Here is a 24,260-nt window from a genome sequence, read left to right on the forward strand (position 1 = left end):
CGTACTCCCGGACCGACCACGTGGCCCCGGCAGGCGCATGCCTCACGCCGGGCGGGTGGCGGCGGGTCGTGCGGGGCCGTCGATACCGAGCGCCAGCAGGAAGTCGACGCGGTCGCGGAGCGTGCCGAGGCCGTGCCCGGTGAGCTGCTCCACGCGCTGGAGCCGGTAGCGCAACGTGTTGACGTGGACGTGGAGTTGCTCGGCGCAGCGCTGCCACGACCCCGACGCGTCGAGGAACGCGGCGAGGGTGGCCACGAGATCACTGCCGTGCTCGGCGTCGTACCGCTCGACGACGCCGATGAGCCGGTCCCGGTACAGGCGGCGGACGTCCTCGGGCACGGCGGCGAGCAGGAGTTGGTGCGAGGAGAGTGCGGCGCTGCCCGCGCTGCGCACCGTGCCGGTGCCGAGCGCGGCGACGCGGTGCGCGTGCCGGGCCTCCTCGATCGAGCGGCGCAGAGCGGCCGCGCCGACGGCGGGGCTGCCGGTGGCGAGTGCCGCCCGGCCTCCGGCGAGCAGCGGCGCGAGGCGTTCCGCGGCGTCGGCGGCGCCCAGGTCGTCGTCCGGACGCTGTCCCGGTACGAGCATCAGGTACGCGCCGTCGTCCAGGCCGATCGGCACCGAGCAGCCGGGGACGCGCTCGGCGACGTCCTCCAGGACGAGGGCGGCGAGTCCGGGTCCGTACGGGCTGCCGGTCGTGCTCACGTACAGGGCGCGGCGCGCGGTGTCGGGGGTGAGGCCGAGGCTGTCGAGCCGGGCCTGGGCCGGCTCCTCCTTCCCCGCCGTCAGCAGATCGACGGCCTCGCGCAGGAAGCGGGCCTCGATGCGGCGGCGCTCCTGGACGGCGGCCCGGTCGAGCGCGAGCAGGGCGCACACCTCCCACGCGGCGTCGGCGACGCCGGGCGCCCAGTCGCGGAAGTCGCCCGACGCGGCGAGGTATCCGGCGGGCGGGCGGTGCGCGACGGGCGACTGCACGGGGAACAGGCTGAGCGCGCCGCCGCCGGTGAGCGGGCGTACCGAGGGAAGCCGCCCGCGGCGAGCGCGTCCCGGTGGGCGCGGGTGAGCTGCTGCTCCGTCACGTCGGGGACGCCGCCCGCGCGCAGCCGCCCGGTCGCCGACAGGACGGCGCACCACACGCCGGTGGCGCGGGCGAACACGTCGACGAGCCCTTCGGGGCCGGCGCCCGAGGCGACGCTGGCGACCAGACCGCGGTGCAGTCCCGCGGACGGCATGCGCCGGTGGCCGCCGTCGAGCGCGGCGAGCACCGTCTCGGTGAGGGCGGCGAACGACACCTCGTCGCCGACGGCGAGCAGCGGGAGTCCGTGCCGGGCGCAGGCCTCGGCGAGCGCGTCCGGCAGCACGCCCACCCCGGCCGTGCCCGCGACGAGCGCGGCGACGCCCGCGCCGGACAGCGCCGCGACGAACACGTCGGCGTCACGCGGCTCGTGGTACCAGGTGGTGCTGGTCAGGACGAGTTCGCCGCCGTCGAGATAGCGGCCGGGATCGGGCAGGTCCGTGGTGTAGACGCCGCGGATGGGCGGGGAGCCGGCGGGCGGCGGGACGACGGGTGTCAGCCCGAGCCGGGACATCGCGAGCAGTTCGGTGAGCTGCACCGGTCGGCCTCCTCGACTGCGCCCGGCGCTCCGGAGACCCGGCGGGCGGCGTGTGTTACGGGCATGCACGCCGGTGTGCACGGGGTTTGGAGAATAGTACGGGCCCCCTCGCCGCGGACACCCTCCCATCTGGAGAGATGTGCAGTCCCGCCGGGCGCCCGCCACCGGTTCACTGGACCCCACGCACCCCCCGTGGCCGCCGTCCCGGCCGGGGAGTGCGCTCCGAGCCGCATGCCCCGCACCGCCTCGTCCGTTCGGTCACCCCTGCCCGTGCGGTCGCCCTGTCCGTTCGGTCACCCCTGCCCGAGGAGTCCGTCATGCGCGCCGATCCCGAACGCCCCTTCCCCGTCGAGCGGTTGGGTGCCGAACCGGTGCCCGCCGACCGCAGGCACGGCCGGCCCTGGTCCCTGTTCACGCTGTGGTTCGGCGCGAACGTGCAGTTTGCGACGCTCAGCGTGGGCGCCCTCGCGACCTCGGTGTTCGGTCTCGACCTGCTGCCCGCGGTCCTCGCGATCATCACCGGCACGCTGCTCAGCTCGGCGCTCGTCGGTCTGTTCTCCACGCGCGGCCCGCTGACCGGGGTGCTGCAACTCGTGCAGTCCCGCGGCCCGTTCGGACGGCTGGGCAATCTGCCGTCGGCGGCGTTCACGGTCGTCAACGGTGTCGGCTGGTGCGTCGTCGACTCGCTGCTCGGCATCTTCATCCTGCGCGACCTGACGGGCATGGGCTTCGGACCCGCGCTCGCGGTCATGGCGGTGGCGCAGATGGGCGTGGCCGTGGTCGGCTACCGGCTCATCCACACCGTGGAGCGGGGCCTCGCCGTCCTCCTGGTGGTCGTCTTCGCGGTGATGTCGGTGTACGGGTTCGGGGAGGCGCGGGCGGCCGCGCCGGTCGCACCGGCCGACGGCTCGACCGCGGCTTTCCTGCTGGTCGTCGCCGTCACCGCGGCCCGCGTCCTCGGCTGGTCCGCGTACGCCTCCGACTACAGCCGCTATCTGCCCGCCACGAGCCGGCCGCGGCGGGTGTTCCTCGCGGCGGGCGGCGGCAGCGCGGTCGCCGGGGTGTGGATCGGGGCGCTGGGCGCGGCGCTCGGCACGGCGGGCGCGCTCGACGACCCGAGCCACATGGTGAGCGGGCTGCTGCCGCACGCGCTCGGCACGGTCGTGCTGCTCTCGCTGCTGCTGTCCACGCTCGCGTCGACGGTCATCGACCTGTACTCGGGGGCGATGGCGGCGCTCGTCGCCGGGTTCACGATCCCGCGCTGGGTGTCGGTGCTCGTCGTCGGCTCGCTCGGCACGGCGCTCGCCTGGTACGCGGGGCACGGCGACTTCGCGACGCACCTCAACGACTTCCTGCTGATGACGGGGTACTGGCTGGCGCCGTGGGCCGCGGTGATGATCGCCGCGTACTGGGGCCGGGGGCGGCGCAACGTCGCGGACCCGTACGACCCGGGCCACCGGTTCGGCGCCGGTCTGCCGTGCGTGGCGCTGGCGCTGGCCGTCGAGATCCCGTTCATGAACCAGTCCCTCTATACGGGGCCGCTGGCGGCGGCACATCCCGCGCTCGGGCCGTTCGGTCTCTTCGTCGGCTTCGCGGTGGCGGGTGCGGCGTACACGGCCGCGACGGCACTGCGGCGCCCGGCCCCGGCCGCGCCCGGACGTCCCCCTGTTTCCGACACGTCGTCCGGCACCTCGCCGGACACGTTCTCCGACGAGTTGAGGAGTACCCGATGACGACCACGACCGCCCCCGCCGTCCCGACGGCCGAGGACGAGGCTTTCCTGCGCGCGGCGATCGCCGCGGCCGCCGCGGCACGGGCCGGTGGCAACCACCCGTTCGGCGCGCTGCTCGTCCTCGACGGCGAGGTGGTGCTGGAGGCGGGCAACACGGTCGTCACCGAGCGGGACGCGACCGGGCACGCCGAGACGAACCTGGTCCGCCTCGCGACCCGCGCGTACGGCCCCGAGGACCTCGCCCGCGCGACCCTCTACACGTCGACGGAGCCGTGCGCGATGTGCACCGGCGCCGTGTACTGGAGCGGCATCGGGCGCGTGGCGTACGCGCTCGGCGAGGACGAGCTGCTCGCGCTGACCGGGGCGAATCCGGAGAACCCGACGATGGCGCTGCCGTGCCGCGAGGTGCTGGCGCGGGGGCAGCGGGCGGTCGACGTGGTGGGGCCGTGTCTGCACGCGGAGGCCGCGCGGGTGCATGCGGGGTTCTGGGACTGACGTCCCCACCCCGGGGCCGCGCCCTGGACTCCGCCCGCTCGATCGCCGCAGGGGCGTGAACCGCCTCCTCTGCCGCGCCTTCTCGTGCCGCTTGAACCGCTTCACCTGCTTCCCGCTTCACCTGCTTCACCTGCTTCACCTGCTTCGACTGCTCGACCTGAAGGAGCTGCCCCCGTGTCCCGCACCCGCACCCTGATCCACAACGGCATCGTCATCCCCTGCGACGGCACACGCGCCGTCCTCGACCCCGGCTCGGTACTCATCGAGGACGGCCGCATCACGGCGATCGGCCACCCGGACGCCTTCGCCGGGACCGACGCCCGCGTCGTCGACGCCACCGGGCACGCCGTGATCCCCGGTCTCCACAACACCCATCTGCACTCCGGGCTGCTGCGCGGCACCGCCGAGTCGAAGTCGCTGTGGGACTGGCTGCGCGACTACGTCGACCCGGCCCACAAGGCGCTCACCCCCGAGATCGCCCAGGCGGCCTCGCTGCTCTGCTACACGGAGTCGCTGCGCGCGGGCACGACGTCCGTGATGGACATGTGGCGTCACATGGAGGGGTCGGCGCACGCCGCCGAGCAGGTCGGGATCCGCGCGACCCTCGTCCCGTACGTCGCCGACCTGCCCGGCTACGACTACTTCGAGACACTCGAAACGAACCGTCGTCTGCTCACCGAGTACCGCACGTACGCCGACGACCGGGTCCGCTCCTGGGTGGGTCTTGAGCACCTCTTCTACTGCAGCGAGGACGCCTTCCGCGCGGCCGCCGCGCTCGCCGACGAGTTCGACACGGGCCTGCACGCCCACTCGTCGGAGACGACCTGGGAAGTCGAGGAGTCGGTACGGCAGTTCGGCCGCCGGCCCATCGAGGAGTTCCACCGTCGCGGGATCCTCGGCCCGCGCACCGTGGTGGCGCACTGCGTCTGGCTCGACGACCGGGAGATCGACCTGCTCGCCGCGACCGGGACGAGCGTCGCCCACTGCCCCTGCTCGAACATGAAGCTGTCGTCGGGTCCGGCCCGGGTCGCCGAGATGCGACGCAAGGGCATCGCCGTCGGGCTCGGCAGCGACGGGGAGAAGGAGAACAACAACCTGGACCTGCTGGAGGAGATGAAGTTCGCGTCGCTGTTGCAGAAGGTGACGTCCCTCGACCCGACGACGGGCGACCCGTGGGACATCCTGACCATGGCCACCATCGACGGCGCGCGGGCCCTCGGACTCGACGGCGACACCGGCTCCCTGGAGGCGGGCAAGAAGGCCGACGTCGTCACCGTCGACCTGCGCAAGCTGCACACCACCCCGCTGCTGCACGGCGACGACTTCAACGCGGTCGCGCACCTGGTCTTCTCCGCGTCCTCGGCGGACGTCGCCCACGTGTGGGTCGACGGTGAACTCCTCGTCGACGGCGGCACGGTGCTCAGCGTGGACACGGAGAAGGTACGCCTGGAGGCGCAGAGCGCGGCGGAGGAACTGTTCCGGCGCCGGGCGGCCCTGGCGTAGCGGGTCAGTAGGCGACGGGCCATCCGGAGCTCCAGTTCAGCAGGTTGATCCCGAGCTTCGGAGTCCCGTTGTCGTCGCCGTCGTAGTAGTGGTAGACGATCAGGTCGCCGTCGGTGTCGTTCATGACCGACTGCCCGCCGGGGCCGATGACGCTGCCGTGCGACTCCAGGACCGGGGTGCCGCCGTTGCTCATGAGGGCGACGCCGCTCTTGTCGTAGTACGGCCCGGTGACGCTGGTGGCGCGGCCGACCTTGACCTTGTACGTGGAGCTGGTGCCCGCGCAGCACGTGTCGTACGAGGCGAAGAGGTAGTAGTAGCCGTTGCGCTTGACGATGTACGGGGCCTCGACGGCCTTGGTGCCGGTCGGGCGGGAGGCGAGCGAGTAGCGGGTGGTGTTCGAGGAGAGCTGCTTGCCGGTCGACGGGTCGATCTGGATCATCTTGAGGCCGGTCCACCAACTGCCGAACGACAGCCACCACGTGCCGTTGTCGTCGACGAAGAGGTTCGGGTCGATGGCGTTGTAGTCGCTGGACGTGGTGGACGTGTAGACGACTCCGTAGTCGGACCAGGACCCGGGCAGACCGGTCGTCGAACCGGCCACGCCTATCGCGGACTTGTTGGACCCGAAGGTCGAGACGGCGTAGTACATCAGGTACTTGCCGCCGTGGTAGGAGATGTCGGGCGCCCATGCCTCGGTCGCGTACGAGGACCACCACGACGGCTTCGTGGTGAAGGCGTCGCTGCCCGCGCTGAAGGCGGTCCGGTCGGTGGAGGTGCGGTAACCGAGGCCGCCGCCGGTCGCGTAGAGGAGGTAGCGGCCGCCCGAGGTGCGGACCATGGTGGGGTCGTGGACGACGGTGGCGCCGGTGACCGTGCCGGGGTTCGGGTAGGCGGACGCGGTCGACGGGATCAGGGCCAGCAGGGCTGCGGCCGGCAGGGCCAGGAGGGCGGTTCTGGTGCGGTGGGTGCGGCGGCTCACGCGGTTCTCCTTCGAGGGTCTCGCGGGGCGATCTCACGGGAACGGAAGAAGGGATGACATGTCCGTGATTTCGAACGGCGGTCGCGACTTCGGACGGGAACGTAGAGTCGAAGCGCTTCCGCGTCAATGGCTTCAGCACGCCCCACCGACACCACGCCTAATTTGCATTTCAGATGTCACTATTTATAGCGTGCGCCCATGCGGCTGACGCGATTCACGGACCTGGCTCTGCGGGTCCTCATGCGCCTCGCGGTCGAGGAGGGTGAACTGCCCACCACGCGCGAGGTCGCGGGCGCCATGGAGGTGCCCTACACCCACACCGCGAAGGTGGTCGCGAAGTTGCAGCACATGGGCCTGATCGAGGCACGGCGCGGCCGGGGCGGCGGGCTCGCGCTCACCGCGGCCGGGCGGGCGGCCTCCATCGGAGGGCTCGTACGGGAACTCGAAGGCCCGGGGGACGTGGTGGACTGCGACGGCACGACACCGTGCCCGCTGCGGTCGGCGTGCAGGCTGCGCGGAGCACTGCGAGAGGCGCAGGAGGCGTTCTTCGCCTCGCTCGACCCGCTCACCCTCACCGATCTCGTCAAGGCGCCGACCGGCCCTCTTCTCGTGACCCTTTCGCCCTCGCCCCCGACGGGCTGATCCCGCCACCATGGAACGACCACGCCCCACCCGCACCGTTAAATATGAGTCTCAGATGCATATTACGTCGACGATCTCGACGACGATCTCGACGCAGCGTCCATCCTCGAAGGAGTCCTGCTGATGCTCACCGCCCAGTCCGCCACCGTCGTGCGTGCCACGCTCCCCGCCGTCGGAGCCGCCATCGAGGACATCACCGGGCTGTTCTACGAGAAGCTCTTCGCCGCCCACCCCGAGCTGCTCCGCGACGTCTTCAACCGTGGCAACCAGGCGGCGGGCACCCAGCGACAGGCGCTCGCGGGCTCCATCGCGGCGTTCGCCGGGTACCTGGTGGACCACCCGGACGACCGGCCCGACGTGATGCTGAACCGCATCGCGCACAAGCACGCCTCGCTCGGTGTCCGCGCCGACCAGTACCCGGTCGTGCGCCAGCACCTCTTCGCGGCGATCGCCGAGGTGCTCGGCGACGCGGTCACGCCGGAGGTGGCGCAGGCATGGGACGAGGTGTACTGGCTGATGGCGAACGCCCTCATCGCGATCGAGGCACGGCTGTACGCCGGGCAGGGCGTGGCCGAGGGCGACGTGTGGCGCGAGTGGGAGGTCGCCGCCCGCACCGAGGAGACCGCCGAGGTCGCCTCCTTCCTGCTCCGCCCGGCCGACGGCGCGCCCGCGCCCGCGTTCAAGGCGGGCCAGTACGTGTCCGTCCAGGTCGAACTCGCCGACGGCGCACGGCAGATACGCCAGTACAGCCTGACCGGCGCGCCGTCCGCGGCGACCCGTTCGATCGCGGTGAAGCGGGTCCCCGGCACCGCGGGCACGCCCGACGGCGAGGTCTCGCACCATCTGCACACGCATCTGCGCGAGGGCGACCGGGTGCGCGTCTCCGCCCCGTACGGCGATCTGGTCCTGGAGGCCGGGGACGCGCCGCTGCTGCTCGCTTCGGCGGGCATCGGCTGCACGCCGATGCTGGCCATGCTGGAGGACCTGGTGGCGGCGCGGCACGAGGGCCCGGTCACGGTCGTGCACGCCGACCGCTCCCCCGCGACGCACGCGCTGCGCATCGCCCACGAGGGGCTCACCGCCAAACTCCCGGACTGCGCAGCGCACTTCTGGTACGAGCGGCAGGCGGGCGCCGGCCACCGCTCCGGCCTCGTCGACCTCACGGACGTCGCGGTGGCGCCCGGCACGCGGGCCTACCTGTGCGGTCCGCTGCCCTTCATGCGCGCGGTGCGCGAGCAGCTGCTCGCCAAGGGGGTCGCCCCGGCCGACCTCCACTACGAGGTGTTCGGCCCCGACCTGTGGCTGGCGGCCGCGTGACGGCCGGAGCCCGCCGTCGGGCCGCGCGATCGGGGAACGGTCGCCGGCCCAGGTGACGTCGGTGCACCTGTGCGCCGCCCGGTCGGGAGAACGGGCGGCGCACGGCGTTGCCCCCCGGAGGGGACCCTGCACCGGGACAGACCGTGTGACCTGGGGTGATGCCGGTGCGGCGGCCATTGTCAGTGGTGGGGTGCAGACTGGCCGGTACCTGGAGAGACAACGATGTTTCGGAGGTGTTCGGCATGGCTGATGTGCTGCTGGCGGTGGGCACACGCAAGGGTCTGTTCCTGGGCCGAAGGCGCGGTGGCGCGTCCTCGGGGGCCTGGACGTTCGACTTCGACGAGAGTCCGTACTTCAACGCGCAGGCGGTCTACGCGGTCGCCATCGACACCCGCGGCGACACCCCGAGGCTCCTCGTCGGCGGGGACAGCGCGCACTGGGGCCCGTCCGTCTTCCACTCGGACGACCTCGGCCGCACCTGGACTGAGCCGTCCTCCCCCGCCGTCAAGTTCCCCAAGGACACCGGGACTTCGCTGGAGCGGGTGTGGCAGCTCCACCCGGCCGCGGCCGAACCGGACGTGGTGTACGCGGGCACGGAGCCGGCGGCGCTCTACCGCTCGGCGGACCGCGGCGAGACGTTCGAGCTGTGCCGCCCGCTGTGGGAGCACCCGACGCGGTCCCAGTGGGTGCCGGGCGGCGGCGGGGAGGGCCTGCACACGATCCTGACCGATGCCCGCGATCCCCGGGCGCTGACGGTGGCGGTGTCGACGGCGGGCGTGTTCCGCTCGTCGGACGGCGGCGCGAGCTGGGCGCCCTCGAACTCCGGGGTGTCGGCGGTGTTCCTGCCGGACCCCGACCCCGAGTTCGGCCAGTGCGTGCACAAGGTGGCGCGGGACGCGGTCGACCCCGACCGGCTGTACCTCCAGAACCACTGGGGTGTGTACCGCAGTGATGACGGCGGCGCCCGCTGGACCGACATCGGCGAGGGCCTCCCGTCGACGTTCGGCTTCGCGGCGGCGGCGCACCCGCACCGCGCCGACACGGTGTACGTCTTCCCGATCAACGCGGACGCGGACCGGGTCCCCGCCGACCGCCGCTGTCGTGTCTTCCGTACCCAGGACGCGGGCAAGAGCTGGGAACCCCTCACGAAGGGCCTGCCGGAGGGCGACCACTACGGCACGGTGCTGCGCGACGCCCTGTGCACGGACGACGCGGACCCGGCCGGTGTCTACTTCGGGAACCGCAACGGCGAGGTGTACGCGTCGGCCGACGACGGTGACTCCTGGCGCCAGTTGGCGTCGCATCTGCCGGACGTGCTGTGCGTGCGCGCGGCCGTGGTGGGGTGACAGCGGCGGCGGTCCGCACACTCCTCGGCATCAGCGGCCGGTGCCGGCCGGCCGCCTCCCCTGGGTGTCGGCGCGCTTCTCCGTGTCGCTCCGGGGTGGGTCGGGGACGTCGCGGCGAAGCAACGGCCCCGGCTGCCGCCCTGACGACCCGCCACCGGTTGAAGTGCCGCGCGTGTACGGCAGTAGGGTGACGCCGTGGCACCACGACCTTTGCATGAAATCGTCGAAGCGGGCTGGGCGAAGGCCCTGGAACCCGTGGCCGGGCAGATCGCCGCGATGGGGGACTTCCTGCGCGCGGAGATCGCCGCGGGACGCACCTACCTCCCGTCGGGGGCGAACGTGCTGCGCGCGTTCCAGCAGCCCTTCGACGACGTGCGGGTGCTCATCGTCGGACAGGACCCCTACCCCACGCCGGGGCACGCGGTGGGCCTGTCGTTCTCGGTGGCACCCGACGTACGCCCGCTGCCGGGCAGCCTGATCAACATCTACAGGGAGCTCGGCTCCGACCTCGGGCTCCCGCCGCCGTCCAACGGCGACCTCACCCCGTGGACGCGGCAGGGTGTGCTGCTGCTCAACAGGGCGCTCACCACGGCCCCGCGCAGCCCCGGCAAGCACCGCGACAAGGGCTGGGAGCCGATCACCGAGCAGGCGATTCGCGCGCTGGCCGCGCGCGGCGGACCGCTCGTGTCCATCCTCTGGGGACGCGACGCCCGCAACCTGCGGCCCATGCTCGGCGACCACCCCGCGATCGAGTCGCCGCACCCCTCGCCCATGTCGGCGGACCGCGGCTTCTTCGGCTCGCGCCCCTTCAGCCGGGCCAACGACCTTCTCGTACGGCAAGGCGCGCAGCCCATCGACTGGCGGCTGCCGTGAGCCGCGTCCTCGGGGTGGACTCGGGAGGCTCGGGCCTGCGGGTCACGCTCGCCGACACCGACGACCTCACCCGCGCCACCATGACCGTCTCGCGGGAACCGGTGCGGACGTCGGCGGCGGGGATCGACGCCGGACATCTCCTGGAACAACTCCTGCCGATGGCGCGGGAGTTGCTGGCCGCGTCCGAAGGGTCCGCGCTGTCCGCCGCGGTCGTGGGCGCCGCCGGGATGGCGACGCTGGGCGACGACCTGCGGGCCGAGCTGCCGGACGCGTTCCGGCGTGAACTGGGCGTCGAGCGGCTCGCGTTGGCCGGGGACGCCGTCACCGCGTACGCGGGCGCGCTCGGGCAGCGGCCCGGCGCGGTCGTCGCCGCGGGCACCGGCATGATCGCCCTCGGTACGGGCCTGGACGGCTGGCGTCGGGCCGACGGCTGGGGGCACCTGCTCGGCGACAGCGGCGGCGGCGCGTGGATCGGCCGGGCCGGGCTCGACGCGGCGATGCGCGCGCACGACGGACGGCGCGGCGGCAGCAGGGCGCTGCTCACCGCCGCCGAGGAACGGTTCGGCCCCGCGGGCGAGCTGCCGAGCCGCATCTACCCGCGCACCGACCGCCCGGCCGCCCTCGCCTCCTTCGCGCCCGACGTGGCACGCTGCGCCGCCGACGACCCGGTCGCGGACGGCATCCTGCGGGACGCCGCCCGGCACATCGCCGAGGCGGCCGCCGCCGTCTGTCCGCCGCACGGCGGCGAAGTCGCGCTCACCGGCGGCCTGTTCAAGATGGGCGAACCGCTCCTCGACCCGCTCCGCGTGGAACTCGCGGAGCAACTCCCCTACGCCACGGTGGTGAGCGCCACCGGTGACCCCCTCCACGGGGCCCTGGTGATCGCCGGCGCGCTCGCCGCGGACGAGCTGCGCCTGCCGTGCGACGGGCGGCTCCTGTACGTGCCGTAGAGCGTGCTCATCTCTCCCTCACACCCCTGCGGACCAGGACACTTGGACCATCCGTAACTGAACGGACAATCAAGGACGGATACCGCTCAGCTGGCCCCTGACCGAACAAGGGAGCCCGTCGAGCCAGTAGCATGCGGCCGCATGAGCTCCCCCACTGGGCCTGGTTCCGGCCTGCCCGTACGAATGCCGCGCCCCCGTCAGCCCGGACGCCACCGTCGCCCGGAACCCGTCGCTGCCCCTGAGGGCGCGCCGTCCCTTGTCCTCGCCGTGCCCGGTGCGCCCAGCGCCGCCACGCGCATGCTCGCCGACGAGGTCGTGAGCATCGCCCGTTCCGAGCTGCCCGGTCTCGACGCGCGGGTCGGTTTCGTGGACGGAGAGGCCACCGACTTCCCGGTGTCCGCCGAATTCCCCTCCCTCGCCTCCGTGCTCGCGCACGCCGCGAAGGAGCGCACCGCCCGCTACGAGCAGGCGATCGCCGCCGGTGTCGAGGCCAAGGAGCCCGAGGGGCCGGTCGCCGTCGTCGTGCCGCTGCTCGCGGGGCCCGACAACGCGCAGATCCGGCAGATCCGGCAGGGCATCACCGACAGCCGTGTCGCCGCCGAGCTGACCGACGTCCTCGGCCCGCACCCGCTGCTCGCCGAGGGCCTGCACGTGCGGCTGTCGGAGGCCGGTCTGGCCCGCGCCGACCGTGCCCGGCTGTTCACCGTGGCGACGGCCGCGGACGGCATCATCCTCGTCACCGTCGGCGGTGAGGAGGCGGTGCAGGCCGCCGGGATCACCGGCATGCTGCTCGCCGCGCGCCTCGCCGTGCCGGTGATGGCCGCCGCGCTCGACGCGGAGGGCGCGGTCACGGCGGTCGCCGAGCAGCTGCGGGGCTCCGGCTCGCAGCAGCTGGCGCTGGCGCCGTACCTGATCGGCCCCGAGCTGGACCCGAGCGTGCTGGAGGCTGCCGCCAAGGATGCGGGGTGCGCCGCCGCCGAGCCGTTGGGGGCGTATCCGGCGATGGGGAAGCTGGCGCTCGGCAAGTACACGGCGGCGCTGGGGATCACGCCCCAACCGGTTGCCTCCGGCGGGTGAACGGTGCGCACGAGAGGCCCGGGGCTGTCGCCTCGGGCCTCTCGTCGTTGCCGCTCCTGTCGCCGGCTCGCCCCGCGGTCTCGGTCGTCGCCCCGCGAGCTGTTCGGCCGCAGGGCGGGATGGCTACTCGAACGTGACGCAGGATGCCCCTGGGGCCGGGATCGAACCGGCTCGGGCGGGGATTCCGGTGTCCTGGTCGAGGGTGAACCAGGTGACGTCGCCGGAGCGTTCGTTCGCCGCGTAGAGGAAGCGGGACGAGGGGTCGAGGGCCAGGTCTCGGGGCCAGTGGCCGCCGCACGGGACGGTGGCCGTCAAGGTGGGGGTCTCGCCCGTCGGGTCCAGAGAGAGGACCGAGATGACGTCCTCGCCGCGGGTCGCCGTCCACAGGTGGCGGCCGTCGGGGGCCACGACGACCTCGGAGGGGTAGGCGTCGCCGCGCGGCGTGCCGACGAGCACCGGGGTCTCGGTCAGCGGCTTGAGGGTGCCCTCGGTGGCGTCCCAGCGGCAGACCGTCAGCGTGGGGGCCAGTTCGTTGAGGACGTACGCGTACTCGCCCGACGGGTGGAAGGCCAGGTGGCGGGGGCCCGAGCCGGGGCGCAGCGGCGCCTCGCGGTGCAGGGTGAGGCGGCCGTCCGTGAGGGCGCAGACGCGGACCGAGTCGGTGCCGAGGTCGACGCTGAGGGCCCAGCGGCCGCTCGGGTCCGGCACGACCTGGTGGGCGTGCGGAGCCTGCTGGCGCTGCGGGTGCGGGCCCGAACCGGTGTGCCGCAGCACGTCGCGGCCCGCCGCGTCCGGGGTGCCGTCGGCGCGCAGCCGCACCGCGGTGACGCTGCCGGAGCCGTAGTTGGCCGTCAGGACGTGTCCGCCCCACACCGAGACGTGCGTGGGGCTCGCGCCGCCGACCAGCGTGGGCGGCGCGGCGAGGGTCGGCGGCACGGTGTCCGTGCGGAACGCGGCGACCGCTCCTTCCGGCGTCTCGCTGACCGCGTAGAGCAGGCCGCCCGCGAACGCCAGGTACGAGGGGTCGGGCAGCGCGTCCGTCGCGCCGAGGATCGTGAGGGCGCCGTTCCCGGGGTCGGCGTCCGCCGTGACGATGCCGCGGCCGCCCGCCGCCGTGAACGATCCGATGTGGACCCGCCCTGACTGACTGCCGTTCACTGCTACCCCTTTTCGGCCCGCGGGCCCGATGCCCGTGCGGCCGACGGTAGCAGTGGGTCTAGACCAGATCGGGCCAGGGCGTCCGGCGCCGCGCCGCCGTGGGCTCCTCCCCGCGGGCCCGCGCGTGGGCGTCGGGGTGGTGCACGTACGCGGGGGTGTGCTGCACGTCGTCGTAGGTGCGGTGGAAGACCGGTGTCGCCGAGCCGGAGATCGGTGGCACGATCCACGACCAGTCGGCGCCGACGGCCCGGCCGCGGGACTCCTCGCGGTCGAGGTGGGTGAGGAAGCGGCGGGACTCGGTGTGGTGGTCGGTGACGGTGACGCCCGCGAGGTCGAAGGAGTGCAGCACCGACCGGTTGAGTTCGATCAGGGCGCGGTCCTTCCAGAGGGAGCGGTCGCTGCTGGTGTCGAGGCCGAGCCGGTGGGCGACGTGCGGCAGGAGGTTGTAGCGGTCGGTGTCGGCGAGGTTGCGGGCGCCGATCTCGGTGCCCATGTACCAGCCGTTGAAGGGGGCGGCGCCGTAGCAGACGCCGCCGATCTCCAGGCACATGTTGGCGAGGGCGGGGACGGCGTGCCAGCGCAGGCCGAGCTCGGCCCACCAGGTGAACTCCGGGTGCTGGAGGGGGACTTCGAGGATCGCGTCCGGGGGCAGCTCGAAGCAGCGCGGCTTCTCGTGCGGGACGGTCTGGACGATCAGCGGCAGCACGTCGAAGGGCGTGCCGGCGCCGCCGGGCCAGCCCAGCCGCCGGGCGTACGCGGTCAGGCCCGCGCCGCGCGGATCACCGACGACCTGCCCGTCGCGGCGGGTGTATCCGGCGTAGCGGATGAGCTGCTCGTTCCAGATGCGCGGTCCCGGGCGGCCCGGCGCGTCCTGGCCGAAGACGGTGATCAGGGGGCGGACCCGGCCGCCGGGCGCGGCCTCGCGCAGATGGTCGGCGCAGGCGGCGGCGATCTGTTCCGCGGTCGTGAGGTGGCGCAGGTCGCGCACGTGCAGGGAGCGCCAGTAGAGGCGGCCTATGCAGCGGTTGGAGTTGCGCCAGGCGACGCGGGCGCCGAAGACGAGCTCCTGCGGGGTGTGCGTGTACGTGCCGGTGGCCGCGAACTCGGCCGCTACTTCGGCGAGCCGGCGGGCCGGGTCGCCGAGCCGCTCCTCGGCATGGTGCTGCGTGATGAACTCGGCGGCGGCGCGGCCCCGCTCCCCGGCCTCTTCGGCGCGGCGGCGGGCGGGAGGGGCGGTCACCGGGCAGCGGTCGTGCCGGGCGGCGGCCCCGTCGGGGGCGGCGGCGAGCCAGCCCTCCGCCTCGTGCGTCCCGTTCCGGCGCAGGTCGCTTCGCATGGCGCACCTCCCACGGCTCGACGGCGGCACCGGCTCGCTCCCGCGCGGCCGTGTGCCCTGGCGTCCAATGGCGCGGGGTCTACCCCTGGGGCGGTCTGATCCACCCTGTACGTGCCTGGGGAACGTGCCTCATCGCGGGCCGGGCTGTCCACGCCGATGCGAGACAACCACAAGTCGGCACCGGTCGGCGGCCGGTCACGGCCGTACGGGGAGCGTGCGGAACTGTGTGGGGGCGCGAGCTTCGCTGCCCGCGCCCCGATTCACGCGCGCCGATTCAGGCGCGCTGTGCGTGACGGGCCGTGCGTGACGGGCTGTTCGTGACGGGCTGTTCGTGACGGGCCGTGCGTCACGAGCCATGCGTGACGGGCTGTTCGTGACGGGCCGTGCGCCACGAGCCGTACGTCACGAGCCATGCGCCACGAGCCATGCGTGACGGGCCGTGCGCCACAAGCCATGCGTGACGGGCTGTGCGGCCCGTGTTGGGTGCGACGGGCCGTGCGTCGCGTCCCCCGCTTCACGCGTGCCTCGCGCTCTGTGCGTCACGTCCGCTGGCGCACGCTCTGTGCGTCGCGTCCGCTGGCGTACGCGTGTGGTCACGTCAGACGATGTGCGCGTGTGCGTCACGCGCCCAGGCTCGCGCGGTGTGCGCCGCGCAGTGGGACGGCGAGTTCGGCGAGGGCCTGCTCCAGGGCGTGCAGGTGGGCCAGGACGGGCTCGGCGTCCGCGGCCTGCGGCGCGGTGTCGACGCGGCGCCGGTAGGGGGCGGGCGCGGTGAGGGCCTCGACGGCGGACTCCACGCGCCAGCAGGCGGCGGCGAGTCGCGCGTCGTGCGAGGCCTCCGGGTCGGCGGCGACGGAGGCGAGCCCGCGTACCTCGCGGGCGCAGTCGTCGAGCAGCGCGAGGACCTGTAGGGCGCGTCCCTTGCGGGCCTTCATCGGGCTGAGGGGATGCACGAGGGGCGCCAGCGAGAGGCGTACGCGGCCGAGGATGTGCTCCAGCTCGGCGACGAGCGGCGCGGGGTCGGCGGCCTCGTCCCCGGCGAGGCGGGCCGCCGCCTCGGCGGTGCACGCGTGCACGCGGCGCAGCGCCCGCTCGACCCAGGCGTCGGTCACGGAGTGCGTGGTCACGGGCAGGACGAGCAGGACGGCGAGCGCGGCGCCGAGGGCGCCGACGGCGGTCTCGGTCACCCGCAGCGCGAGCAGCGCCGGGTCGAGCACGCCGAGCAGCCCGTAGAGCATGCTCGCCATGACGGTGACCGCGAGCATCATCCAGGTGTAGGAGACGGCGGCGGTGTAGAAGATGCCGAAGACGCTCAGGGCGACGACCACGGCGGCCACGACCGGTTCGTGGTGGAGCGGTACGGCGACGGCGAAGCCCAGCACGATGCCGAGCACCGTGCCGAGGAACCGCCGGAATCCGCGCACCAGCGTCTCGCCGCGCGAGGTCGTGTTCACGAACACCCACCAGGTGGCGCCGACCGCCCAGTACCACCGCTGGTCGGACAGGACCTGCCCGACGGCGAGCGCGAAGCCCGCCCCGGCGGTCGCCTGGACGGCCTGCCGCGTGGTGATGCGGGCGAGTCCCGTGCCCCCGGTCGGCGCGGCCACGGCCACCGGTGCCGGCAGTTTCCGTTCGTAGGTCCACAGGCCGAACCGGACGGTCGCGGCGGTGGCGAGGGACAGGAGTACGGCCACGTACAGCTCGGGGAGCCGGTCGGGGGTGGCGTGCAGGAACTGGGTCGCGAAGAACATCATGAACGCTGCTCGTTAGGCGCGGCCGCAGGTCAGCGCCATACTGACGCCCCCGGGGTCAGCAAAAGGTCAGCACGAGCACGGAGTCAGTACATGGCGACCAAGACCCTCGCCCGCGGCATGGGCACGTTCTTCAAGGAGTGCCCTTGCAAGGCACCGACCCGGTGCCCTCACCCCTACAAGATTCGCTACAGGGACGCGACCGGCAAGCAGCGAGAGGAGTCGGGCTACGCCACACAGGACAAGGCGACAACCCGCCTCACGGAGCTGTATCAGGCGAAGAAGGGATCACAGAAGGCAGGCCCTTCGGAGGGCGAGAAGATCGGCGTCCAGACCCTGGAGGACTTCGCCTCCAACTGGATCGCCCACCGAGCACGCGGTCTCAAGGACAACAGCGTCGAGAGCTACGAGCGAGCGCTGACGCTGCACATCATTCCCCGTCTCGGGTCGCGCAAGGTCGGCACCTTCACGGCGAACGCCGTCGACAACTTCGTCGGGGACATGGTGCTCGATGACGTCGGCAGCGCCGCGCAGACGAACGCGTACAAGGTTCTGCGGTTGGTCATCAACTCCGCGCGGCATCGAGGTGGACTGTCGCTGGACCCGTTCCTCGACACAACGCCACCGGACTACCAGCGCAAGGACATCCTGATCCCCACGCTGGAGGAGCTCAATCTGATCCGGCAGCACGCCCATGACGACGACTTGCGCCTGGTCGTGGAGATGATGTCGGGCTGCGGCCTGCGGAACGGTGAGGCTCACGCCACCAACATCAACGGCCTCGTCGCAGCGGACGTCTACCGCATCACGGACCAGATCCATGGACGCCAACGAATACCTGCACCACTCAAGCATCGCGACTGGGGTGAATTCCGAGAGACCCCGATGCCCGCGAAGACGCGTGCGCACTTGATGCGGCACGCAGAAACACATTCCCCGGACCAACTCGGATATCTGATGACCAATGGCGGCCGAGGGGGAGCAGGCGTCGGCGGCAGCCCGTACTACAGCGGAAACGCTTTCCGCCACAAATGGCAGAAGACCCTGGGCGCTGCCGGCATCACCACGCGCTACACCATGTACAGCCTGCGCCACTTCTTCGCTTCCAACTGCCTCGCCATGGGCATTCCGATTACGGATGTGGCGGAGTGGATGGGCCACAAATCCATCGAGGTGACGTATCGCATCTACCGTCATCTGATGCCGTCGTCGATCGGGCGAGCCGCACGGCTGCTCAACGCCGGCATCTGACCCACAGGATGAGCAGCCTGCGCGCGTCAGGCGCTCATCGGCGCCCGGTGGGACCTACGGAGCGGGACGGCGAGTTCCAGCAGAGCCTGCTCCAAGGCGTGCAGGTGAGCGAGTACGGGCTCCGCGTGCGCAGGCTCCGACGGCGCCGCTTCGTGCAGCTGCTGACGAATGCTGCCGGTTGGCACATCGGTGAGGGCTTCGACGGCAGCTTCCACCCGCCAGCAGGCAGCGGCCAGTCGGGCGTCGTGGGAGGCTTCCGGGTCGGCGGCGACCGACGCGAGGCCGCGCACCTCGCGCGCGCAGTCGTCGAGCAGCCCGAGCACCTGCCGAGCTCGGCACTTACGGGCCTTCATCGGAGCCAGCGGGTGAACGAGCGGGGCGAGCGAGAGCCGTACGCGGGCGAGGATCGCCTCGAGCTCGGCAACGCGCGGTACCGGATCGGCGTCTGCGTCTCCGGCGAGCCGAGCAGCTGCCTCAGCCGTGCACGCATGTACACAGCGCAGCGCCCGCTCGACCCAGGCATCGGTGACCGCATGCGTGCTGACCGGCAGGACCAGAAGTACCGCCAGTACGGCACCGAGCGCACCGACCGCCGTCTCCCCCACCCGCAGCGCGAGCAGCGCCGGGTCAAGAACGCCAAGGAGTCCGTAGAGCATGCTGGCCATCACGGTCACGGCGAGCATCATCCACGTGTACGAGACGTGGGCGGTGTAGAAGATCCCGAAGACGCTCACCGCGACAACCACCGCGGCGGCAATGGGCTGCGTGTGCAGCGGTACGGCGATCAGGTAACCGAGTCCGATACCGAGCACCGTCCCCAGGAACCGGCGGAAGCCCCGCACCACGGTCTCCCCGCGCGAGGCGGTGGCTACGAACACCCACCACGTCGCGCCCACAGCCCAGTACCAGCGCTGATCGGACAGCGCCTGCCCGATCGCCAGCGCGAAGCCTGCCCCCACGGTCGCCTGCACGGCTTGCCGTGTAGTGATCCGCTTCAGGCCCGACCCGCCGGTCGGAGCGGGGACAGGTGCGGCAGGCGGCAGTCGCCGCTCGTAGCACCATGCGCCGAAGCGGACCGTTGCGGCGGAGGCCAGCGACAGCAGCACTGCCGCATACAGCTCGGGCAGCTGGCCCGGCACGGTGTGCAGGAACTGGGCGGCGAAGAAGGTCATAAAGGCGAAGACGCCGAGGGAGTGCCCGCGCGGTCCCCAGCGGCGCGCATACACACCGGCGCCGACCGTGCCGAGGAACGCCAGGTCACGGGCCACGGGCACATCGTGCAGCGCGGCGGCCAGGGCGAGCACCGGGAGGCCGACGGCCGGCAGCAGCGCGGTCGTCACCGCCTGGCCGCGCACCGTCGGGTCGGCCACCGTGAACAGGGCGAGCAGCGCGGCGAGACCACCGGTGATGGCCGCCACCAGCGAGTGCCCGACCGCCCCGCACACGGCGACGGCGAGCCCGATCCCGAGCACGGCCCGGCTCGCGAACCGCAGCCGCATCCGTCCCGGATCCGGCGCCGTGAACGCCCTCTTCAGCAAAATGCCCCGCCCCTTCCGTCGGCCTGAGCCGCGCGTACATGAGAAAGGCGCCACGGAGATCCCCGAGGGGATCCGCAGCGCCATCGACGTGCACATCTCAGCATTAGGGCGGCTGATGGTTCAACACAGGCCGAAAATCCTGGGCCATTGGCCCAGGAAGTGATGGTGCCCGTCGGCCGCGAGCGTGCCAACGGACCACTTCCCCGGCATGAGCGCTCGCGCGGCACCAGACACAACAAGTCCCCGCGGTCAGTGCAGCCTCTGTTGCCGAACCCACGCCTTCACTTCGGACACCCTGAACTGGATCTTGGCGTTGCGCCCCCGCCCGAACTTGTAAGGAACAAGCCCCAACACGGGCGCATCGCGGTAGACCCAGGAAACCGACATGTTCAGGTACTCCGCCGTCTCCTTGACGTCCATGAACTCTTCGGCCATGCCCTACCCCTCAACCATTACGCATCGCACTACGACGTCCCAAGCGCGAAGCCGCTCGTGCAGGAATGTCCCTGGCGAACTGCGATTTGGTGAGGCTTGACTTTTCTAGTAGACGCAACCGCCCATCGTGACGACAGCTCCTTCGCAGCAGAGCTTGTACGTCAAGTACAAGGAGACGGCGCGGGGCGGGCTCGCGGTGAACATCATCGAGTGCTAGGAAAAGAGGCCCTGACCAGCGCGTTCGTTTCTTTCAGTGCTGTCAGGGCCTTCCCTGCTTACGCGGCGGAAAGTCCCTGAAACCTCCCTGGGACAGACGTGAAAGTCCCTGAAAAGTCCCTGGAACGTCCCTGTCGTGCCCCCCCTCGAAGCGGGGCACGACACCCGAAGCAAGCCACGCTGCCGCTAGGAGTTGTCGTCAAAGGCCAAGCCCACGTCGTGAGGGGGGCGAGGGTGACCGATCGGGCGGTGCCTCGGTGACATGTCGGTGGGTGCTTCTACGCTTCCGACCATGGATATGGACGATCTTGCGTGGCAGGCGAGCAACTATCGCGGTCTATCCCCGAGAACGGTGCGTCTCCTGTTGGCGCACGGTCGCCTGAATCTGGTTGCCCAGGTGGCAGTGGATCGTGGCGAGTGGTTTTGTGCCGAGGGGGCGGTAGAGGAGTTGTGCCAGGCGGGGGACTTTGGGCGCGCGCTATCTGTGATGGAGCCGTTCGTCGTGACGGGGTGGCGGGCCGCCTTCTATGCGAAGGCCGAGATCCTGCTCCGGGCAGGCAGGACGAAGGAGGCTTTGGATCTGGTACGCCCGGAGGAAGCCGACCGGGCCTCCACGACCGAGTGTCGTGATCTTGCTGAGGTGCTCGGCAAGGCAGGGCGAATCGACGAGGCCATCGAACTGCTCGCCCCGCACCTCGACAAGTCGTGGCTCCTGTCCGTTCTAGTGGATATCACCGATGGGCAGGGCCGTGACGAGCGGGTGCTGGAGCTGATCGCCCCGCTCGCAGACCATGCACGTCAGGCCCGCGGCGAAGCACACCGGGACTACGCCTTCTCCGACGCCCAGAAGTTGCAGGCTCGTGTGCTGGAGCGGGCGGGCCGTGCTGATGAGGCAATCCGGATCCTCGGCCAGGACATCGCCGGGCGCCGCTTCCTCGCTCAGAACACCCTCATCACCTATGCCGAACTGCTGGCACGTCACGGGCGGCTCGATGAGTTGCGCGAACTGGGTGGCGGCCAGGACGCGCGCACCGTCTTGGACGTCTATGCGGGTGCTCTGCGCAGCGACGGCCGGGTCGAGGAGGCCGAGGGCGTGATGAGAGACGCTATCGCCGCCGACGACTGGGTCGGGTACCGGGCATGGCTTTCCTCGATGTTGCTGGCAGAAGGCCGGTGGGACGACGCGATCGTCGTCGCGGACCCCGGCTTCGGCTGGTACGACTGCTCCAACCTCCTGGCACCACTCGTTCACCCGCTTCTCGACCGCCCCGAGGAACTGCTCTATCTGGTCGAGCACCCAAGGGTTGTGCCCCACCACGGTCACGAGGAGTTCCAGCACTGGTGGCGGGCCTGGGCCCTGGCCGGCCTCGGCCGCGTCGACGAGGCGATCACCGTGGCTGGTCTTGACCGTCCCTGGACCGATCCCCGTATCGTCAAGGCCGACCTCCTCAGGCGGGCCGGCCGTCTTGACGCCGCCGCCGATGAACTGCGGGCCCTGGGCACGATTAAGGCACGCGAGGAACTGTGCGAGGTCCTAGTCCTGCAAGGGCGCGCGGATGAGGCGATCGCCATCCACCCCACAGTGGCGGAACAGCGCGCTGCCGAACCGAAGCCCAAGTCCGTCCCTCTTGGCGAGAACGGGTACTCCCTGGAGCCACCTTTTTAGGGATTGCCCTTCGTTTCACACCCACATCAGGAGTGAGGCGAGGGTGACTGCTGCTTCGTAGGACTGGGCGGTCTTGTCGTATCGGGTGGCGATCCCGCGCCACTGCTTCAGGCGATTGAAGCACCGTTCCACGACGTTGCGTCGCTTGTAGACCTGCTTGTCGAAAGCGGGCGGGCGGCCTCCTCGGCTGCCGCGTCGGTGGCGGTTTCGGGCCTAGTCGGCGCGTTCAGGGATGGTGTGTCCGATGCCGCACCGTCGGAGCCAGGCTCGGATGGCCTTGGAGCTGTAGCCTTTGTCGCCCAAGACGTGATCGGCCCGGACACGCGGCCGTCCGGGCCCGAGCCGTGGCACACGTATCGCCTCCATCACGGCGGTGAACTGGGTGCAGTCGTTGGTGTTGCCGCCAGTGACGACCAGGGCGAGTGGGCGGCCGAGGCCGTCACAGGCCAGATGAATCTTGCTGGTCAACCCGCCTCGGGAACGGCCCAGCGCTGGGCTGCGATGCCCCCTTTTCGGGCCCCGGCGGCATGCTGGTGGGCCCGGACGATGCTGGAGTCGACCGACACCAGCCAGTCGATGTTCCCGGCAGCATCTGCTCGGGCCTGCGCGTTTTTCAGCATCCGGTCGAACGTGCCGTCCGCCGCCCAGCGGCGGAAGCGGGTGTGCAGGCTGGCCCAGGACCCGTACCGCTCGGGTACATCTCGCCAGGCCACTCCCGCCCGGAACTTCCACATGATCCCGTTGAGCATCCTCCGGTCATCGAGCCGAGGGCGACCCATCGACTTCCGGGGTAGCAACGGCTGCACGAAGTCCCACTCGGCATCCGTCAGTTCATGGCGACGCGTCACCTGACCATGATCACATTGACGACACGGCCTAGCGTGGCCCGCACCTGGCGTCTGCAGCCAGGGATCAGATGCTCAATGCGCCGACCTCGCCGTTCTACGAACGCCCGTGAGGTATTCCAGTTCGGTCAACTTGTAGGGGCTGCTTGTCCCAATGAGCATCTGAGTGGGTGTTCTGCGAGTCGTCGTGGCCGGTTGTCCGGTTTGAGGGGTTGCGGTTGGCCGCTTCTGCGGTGTGCTGGAGACGTGGCTGATCGGCAGCCGTACCCGAGCGATCTGTCGGACGAGGCATGGGAGTTGATCCGGCCGGTCATCACGGCCTGGAAGGGGCAGCACCGTTCGGTCAGCGGCCATGAGGGCCGGTACGAGATGCGGGAGATCGTCAACGCGATCCTGTACCAGGCCCGGGTCGGCTGCCAGTGGCGCTATCTGCCGCACGACCTTCCGCCCTACACCGCGGTCTACTACTACTTCGGGCTGTGGCGCGACGACGGCACCGACCAGACCATCCACGACCTGCTGCGCTGGCAGGTCCGCGAGTCGAAAGGCCGGCGCGAGGACCCGTCCGCGGTCGTGATGGACTCCCAGACCGTGCACGTCTCGCTCAACGCCCCGAAGGAGACGACCGGCCTGGATCCGGGCAAGAAGAGCCGGGGCCGCAAGCGGGGCATCGCCACCGATGTGCTCGGTCTGCTCATCGCGGTGATCGTGGTCGCCGCGAGCGTGCACGACAACGCCATCGGGATCACGCTGCTGGACAAGGTGGCCGCCGACAACCCCGGCGTGGTGAAGAGCTGGGTCGATGCCGGGTTCAAGAACGCCGTCATCGAGCACGGCCGGTCACTGGGCATCGACGTCGAGGTGGTGTCCCGGGATCCGCAGACCAAGGGGTTCGCCCCGGCCCCGAAACGGTGGATCGCCGAGCAGACCTTCGGCACCCTCATGCTGCACCGCCGCCTGGCCCGCGACTACGAGACCCTGCCCGCCAGTTCGGCGTCCTGGATCCGCTGGTCGATGACCGACGTCATGACCCACCGGCTCACCGCCACCACCACTCCCACCTGGCGGGACCCGCCACCGGCCCGCCGGCCCGGACCGGCATGATCGTGTGGGAGTTGAGCATGCAGGAGTTCCTGGAACAGATCGAGATACGCGAGGCCGCCGGCCGTGACCTCGCGAACCGGCTCCGCACCCAGATCGCCGAGCTCACCGCCCAACTCACGGCCGCCGAACAGGCTCTGGAGCGACTGAAGATCACCCGGGAAACCATCCTGGAGATCGGCCCGGACCTTCCCGGCGGCCTCGCCCCGCTGCCCTCGGCCTACCGCCAGATCCTCGCCCTCTTCGAGAACACCGCGGACGGACTGCACCCCAAGGACGTCTGCCTCGCCCTGGACACCGGCACCGAGCCCCGGCACGTCGAAGGCACCCGCGCCAAACTGAAACGCCTGGTCAGCCGCGGCATCCTCACCGAACCCGAGCCCGGCCTCTTCCAGCTACCGCAGCCAACCCCGCCCCCGGACTGACACCCGGCGAAAGC

20 protein-coding genes and 2 pseudogenes are annotated in these 24,260 nt (G+C 71.6%); 13 read left to right on the forward strand and 9 right to left on the reverse strand.

The annotated features are described in order from the left end of the window. Window positions 1-42: 42 nt before the first annotated feature. Window positions 43-873, reverse strand: a complete 831-nt coding sequence (locus tag V2W30_RS04010) for a PucR family transcriptional regulator (protein ID WP_338693709.1) — start codon at window positions 871-873, stop codon at window positions 43-45. Continuing rightward, complete coding sequence (locus V2W30_RS04015) at window positions 783-1,610, reverse strand: PucR family transcriptional regulator ligand-binding domain-containing protein (RefSeq protein WP_338693710.1); 828 nt, start codon at window positions 1,608-1,610, stop codon at window positions 783-785. The genes V2W30_RS04010 and V2W30_RS04015 overlap by 91 nt, the downstream gene beginning before the upstream one ends. A 317-nt stretch (window positions 1,611-1,927) precedes the next feature. Here V2W30_RS04015 and V2W30_RS04020 point away from each other — a divergent pair, with 317 nt between their 5' ends. The 3 genes from V2W30_RS04020 to V2W30_RS04030 all read left to right on the forward strand — a co-directional run bounded on the left by V2W30_RS04020 (window position 1,928) and on the right by V2W30_RS04030 (window position 5,340). Next, on the forward strand, window positions 1,928-3,343 hold the full coding sequence (locus V2W30_RS04020) for a purine-cytosine permease family protein (protein WP_338693711.1): 1,416 nt from the start codon (window positions 1,928-1,930) through the stop codon (window positions 3,341-3,343). Continuing rightward, window positions 3,340-3,837 carry a nucleoside deaminase gene (locus V2W30_RS04025; RefSeq protein WP_338693713.1) on the forward strand — a complete coding sequence of 166 codons (498 nt, stop codon included), beginning with the start codon at window positions 3,340-3,342 and terminating at the stop codon, window positions 3,835-3,837. Before V2W30_RS04020 ends, V2W30_RS04025 begins: the two co-directional genes overlap by 4 nt. Window positions 3,838-4,011: 174 nt before the next feature. Further along, window positions 4,012-5,340 (forward strand): amidohydrolase, encoded by a 1,329-nt coding sequence (locus V2W30_RS04030; protein WP_338693714.1) that lies wholly within the window; start codon window positions 4,012-4,014, stop codon window positions 5,338-5,340. Between the two features lie 4 nt (window positions 5,341-5,344). Here the strand turns inward: V2W30_RS04030 and V2W30_RS04035 are convergent, their stop codons facing one another. Beyond that, window positions 5,345-6,319: an arabinan endo-1,5-alpha-L-arabinosidase gene (locus tag V2W30_RS04035; protein ID WP_338693716.1), complete on the reverse strand. Its 975-nt coding sequence runs from the start codon at window positions 6,317-6,319 to the stop codon at window positions 5,345-5,347. A gap of 198 nt (window positions 6,320-6,517) precedes the next feature. On the opposite strand from V2W30_RS04035, the gene V2W30_RS04040 reads away from it, so the two are divergent. The 6 genes from V2W30_RS04040 (at window position 6,518) to V2W30_RS04065 (ending at window position 12,524) form a co-directional block, all read left to right on the forward strand. Further along, complete coding sequence (locus tag V2W30_RS04040; RefSeq protein ID WP_338693718.1) at window positions 6,518-6,961, forward strand: Rrf2 family transcriptional regulator; 444 nt, start codon at window positions 6,518-6,520, stop codon at window positions 6,959-6,961. A gap of 123 nt (window positions 6,962-7,084) precedes the next feature. Continuing rightward, the gene (locus tag V2W30_RS04045) at window positions 7,085-8,278 is read left to right on the forward strand and encodes a globin domain-containing protein (RefSeq protein WP_338693720.1); all 1,194 of its coding nucleotides are present in this window, start codon (window positions 7,085-7,087) and stop codon (window positions 8,276-8,278) included. Between the two features lie 242 nt (window positions 8,279-8,520). Further along, a complete protein-coding gene (locus tag V2W30_RS04050; RefSeq protein ID WP_338693722.1) occupies window positions 8,521-9,624 on the forward strand; it encodes an exo-alpha-sialidase in 1,104 nt (367 codons plus the stop codon). Between the two features lie 195 nt (window positions 9,625-9,819). Continuing rightward, window positions 9,820-10,497: a uracil-DNA glycosylase gene (locus tag V2W30_RS04055; RefSeq protein WP_338693724.1), complete on the forward strand. Its 678-nt coding sequence runs from the start codon at window positions 9,820-9,822 to the stop codon at window positions 10,495-10,497. Then, window positions 10,494-11,447 carry an N-acetylglucosamine kinase gene (locus tag V2W30_RS04060; protein ID WP_338693726.1) on the forward strand — a complete coding sequence of 318 codons (954 nt, stop codon included), beginning with the start codon at window positions 10,494-10,496 and terminating at the stop codon, window positions 11,445-11,447. The genes V2W30_RS04055 and V2W30_RS04060 overlap by 4 nt, the downstream gene beginning before the upstream one ends. Before the next feature lie 141 nt (window positions 11,448-11,588). Beyond that, entirely contained in the window at window positions 11,589-12,524 is a 936-nt protein-coding gene (locus V2W30_RS04065) for a hypothetical protein (RefSeq protein WP_338693727.1), read from the forward strand. A 123-nt stretch (window positions 12,525-12,647) separates the two neighbouring features. On the opposite strand, the gene V2W30_RS04070 is transcribed toward V2W30_RS04065, so the two are convergent. From V2W30_RS04070 to V2W30_RS04080, 3 genes and pseudogenes are all read right to left on the reverse strand, one after another. Then, entirely contained in the window at window positions 12,648-13,682 is a 1,035-nt protein-coding gene (locus tag V2W30_RS04070; RefSeq protein ID WP_338693728.1) for a lactonase family protein, read from the reverse strand. A 58-nt stretch (window positions 13,683-13,740) separates the two neighbouring features. After that, window positions 13,741-15,018 carry a nitric oxide synthase oxygenase gene (locus tag V2W30_RS04075; protein ID WP_338693730.1) on the reverse strand — a complete coding sequence of 426 codons (1,278 nt, stop codon included), beginning with the start codon at window positions 15,016-15,018 and terminating at the stop codon, window positions 13,741-13,743. 620 nt (window positions 15,019-15,638) lie between these two features. Further along, window positions 15,639-16,778, reverse strand: a pseudogene (locus V2W30_RS04080) (FUSC family protein); the annotation flags it as partial. 84 nt (window positions 16,779-16,862) lie between these two features. On the opposite strand from V2W30_RS04080, the gene V2W30_RS04085 reads away from it, so the two are divergent. Continuing rightward, entirely contained in the window at window positions 16,863-18,020 is a 1,158-nt protein-coding gene (locus V2W30_RS04085; protein ID WP_338693732.1) for a tyrosine-type recombinase/integrase, read from the forward strand. Window positions 18,021-18,046: 26 nt separating this feature from the next. Here the strand turns inward: V2W30_RS04085 and V2W30_RS04090 are convergent, their stop codons facing one another. Together V2W30_RS04090 and V2W30_RS04095 are read right to left on the reverse strand one after the other, a co-directional pair. Continuing rightward, on the reverse strand, window positions 18,047-19,519 hold the full coding sequence (locus tag V2W30_RS04090) for an FUSC family protein (RefSeq protein WP_338703471.1): 1,473 nt from the start codon (window positions 19,517-19,519) through the stop codon (window positions 18,047-18,049). A gap of 288 nt (window positions 19,520-19,807) precedes the next feature. Then, window positions 19,808-19,993, reverse strand: a complete 186-nt coding sequence (locus tag V2W30_RS04095; protein ID WP_338693734.1) for a helix-turn-helix domain-containing protein — start codon at window positions 19,991-19,993, stop codon at window positions 19,808-19,810. Window positions 19,994-20,501: 508 nt separating this feature from the next. Between V2W30_RS04095 and V2W30_RS04100 the strand changes: the two genes are divergently transcribed. Beyond that, window positions 20,502-21,875, forward strand: a complete 1,374-nt coding sequence (locus tag V2W30_RS04100; RefSeq protein ID WP_338693736.1) for a hypothetical protein — start codon at window positions 20,502-20,504, stop codon at window positions 21,873-21,875. 15 nt (window positions 21,876-21,890) lie between these two features. Here V2W30_RS04100 and V2W30_RS04105 read toward each other — a convergent pair. Further along, window positions 21,891-22,723 (reverse strand): annotated as a pseudogene (locus V2W30_RS04105) (IS5 family transposase). A gap of 243 nt (window positions 22,724-22,966) precedes the next feature. On the opposite strand from V2W30_RS04105, the gene V2W30_RS04110 reads away from it, so the two are divergent. Both V2W30_RS04110 and V2W30_RS04115 read left to right on the forward strand, forming a co-directional pair. Further along, window positions 22,967-23,824 carry an IS5 family transposase gene (locus V2W30_RS04110; protein WP_338692562.1) on the forward strand — a complete coding sequence of 286 codons (858 nt, stop codon included), beginning with the start codon at window positions 22,967-22,969 and terminating at the stop codon, window positions 23,822-23,824. A gap of 17 nt (window positions 23,825-23,841) precedes the next feature. Then, entirely contained in the window at window positions 23,842-24,246 is a 405-nt protein-coding gene (locus tag V2W30_RS04115) for a hypothetical protein (protein ID WP_338692564.1), read from the forward strand. The last annotated feature ends 14 nt before the right edge of the window (window positions 24,247-24,260 follow it).

Origin of the sequence: Streptomyces sp. Q6 (assembly GCF_036967205.1) — a bacterium.
Lineage (GTDB): Bacteria > Actinomycetota > Actinomycetes > Streptomycetales > Streptomycetaceae > Streptomyces > Streptomyces citrinus.

Bases quoted from the DNA above. Each gene is read 5' to 3' on its own strand.
- V2W30_RS04045 (WP_338693720.1), top strand. From the start codon at position 7,085: ATGCTCACCGCCCAGTCCGCCACCGTCGTGCGTGCCACGCTCCCCGCC.
- V2W30_RS04075 (WP_338693730.1), bottom strand. From the start codon at position 15,018: ATGCGAAGCGACCTGCGCCGGAACGGGACGCACGAGGCGGAGGGCTGG.
- V2W30_RS04020 (WP_338693711.1), top strand. From the start codon at position 1,928: ATGCGCGCCGATCCCGAACGCCCCTTCCCCGTCGAGCGGTTGGGTGCC.
- V2W30_RS04025 (WP_338693713.1), top strand. From the start codon at position 3,340: ATGACGACCACGACCGCCCCCGCCGTCCCGACGGCCGAGGACGAGGCT.
- V2W30_RS04040 (WP_338693718.1), top strand. From the start codon at position 6,518: ATGCGGCTGACGCGATTCACGGACCTGGCTCTGCGGGTCCTCATGCGC.
- V2W30_RS04095 (WP_338693734.1), bottom strand. From the start codon at position 19,993: ATGGCCGAAGAGTTCATGGACGTCAAGGAGACGGCGGAGTACCTGAAC.
- V2W30_RS04085 (WP_338693732.1), top strand. From the start codon at position 16,863: ATGGCGACCAAGACCCTCGCCCGCGGCATGGGCACGTTCTTCAAGGAG.
- V2W30_RS04065 (WP_338693727.1), top strand. From the start codon at position 11,589: ATGAGCTCCCCCACTGGGCCTGGTTCCGGCCTGCCCGTACGAATGCCG.
- V2W30_RS04090 (WP_338703471.1), bottom strand. From the start codon at position 19,519: ATGCGGCTGCGGTTCGCGAGCCGGGCCGTGCTCGGGATCGGGCTCGCC.
- V2W30_RS04050 (WP_338693722.1), top strand. From the start codon at position 8,521: ATGGCTGATGTGCTGCTGGCGGTGGGCACACGCAAGGGTCTGTTCCTG.
- V2W30_RS04115 (WP_338692564.1), top strand. From the start codon at position 23,842: ATGCAGGAGTTCCTGGAACAGATCGAGATACGCGAGGCCGCCGGCCGT.
- V2W30_RS04100 (WP_338693736.1), top strand. From the start codon at position 20,502: ATGGATATGGACGATCTTGCGTGGCAGGCGAGCAACTATCGCGGTCTA.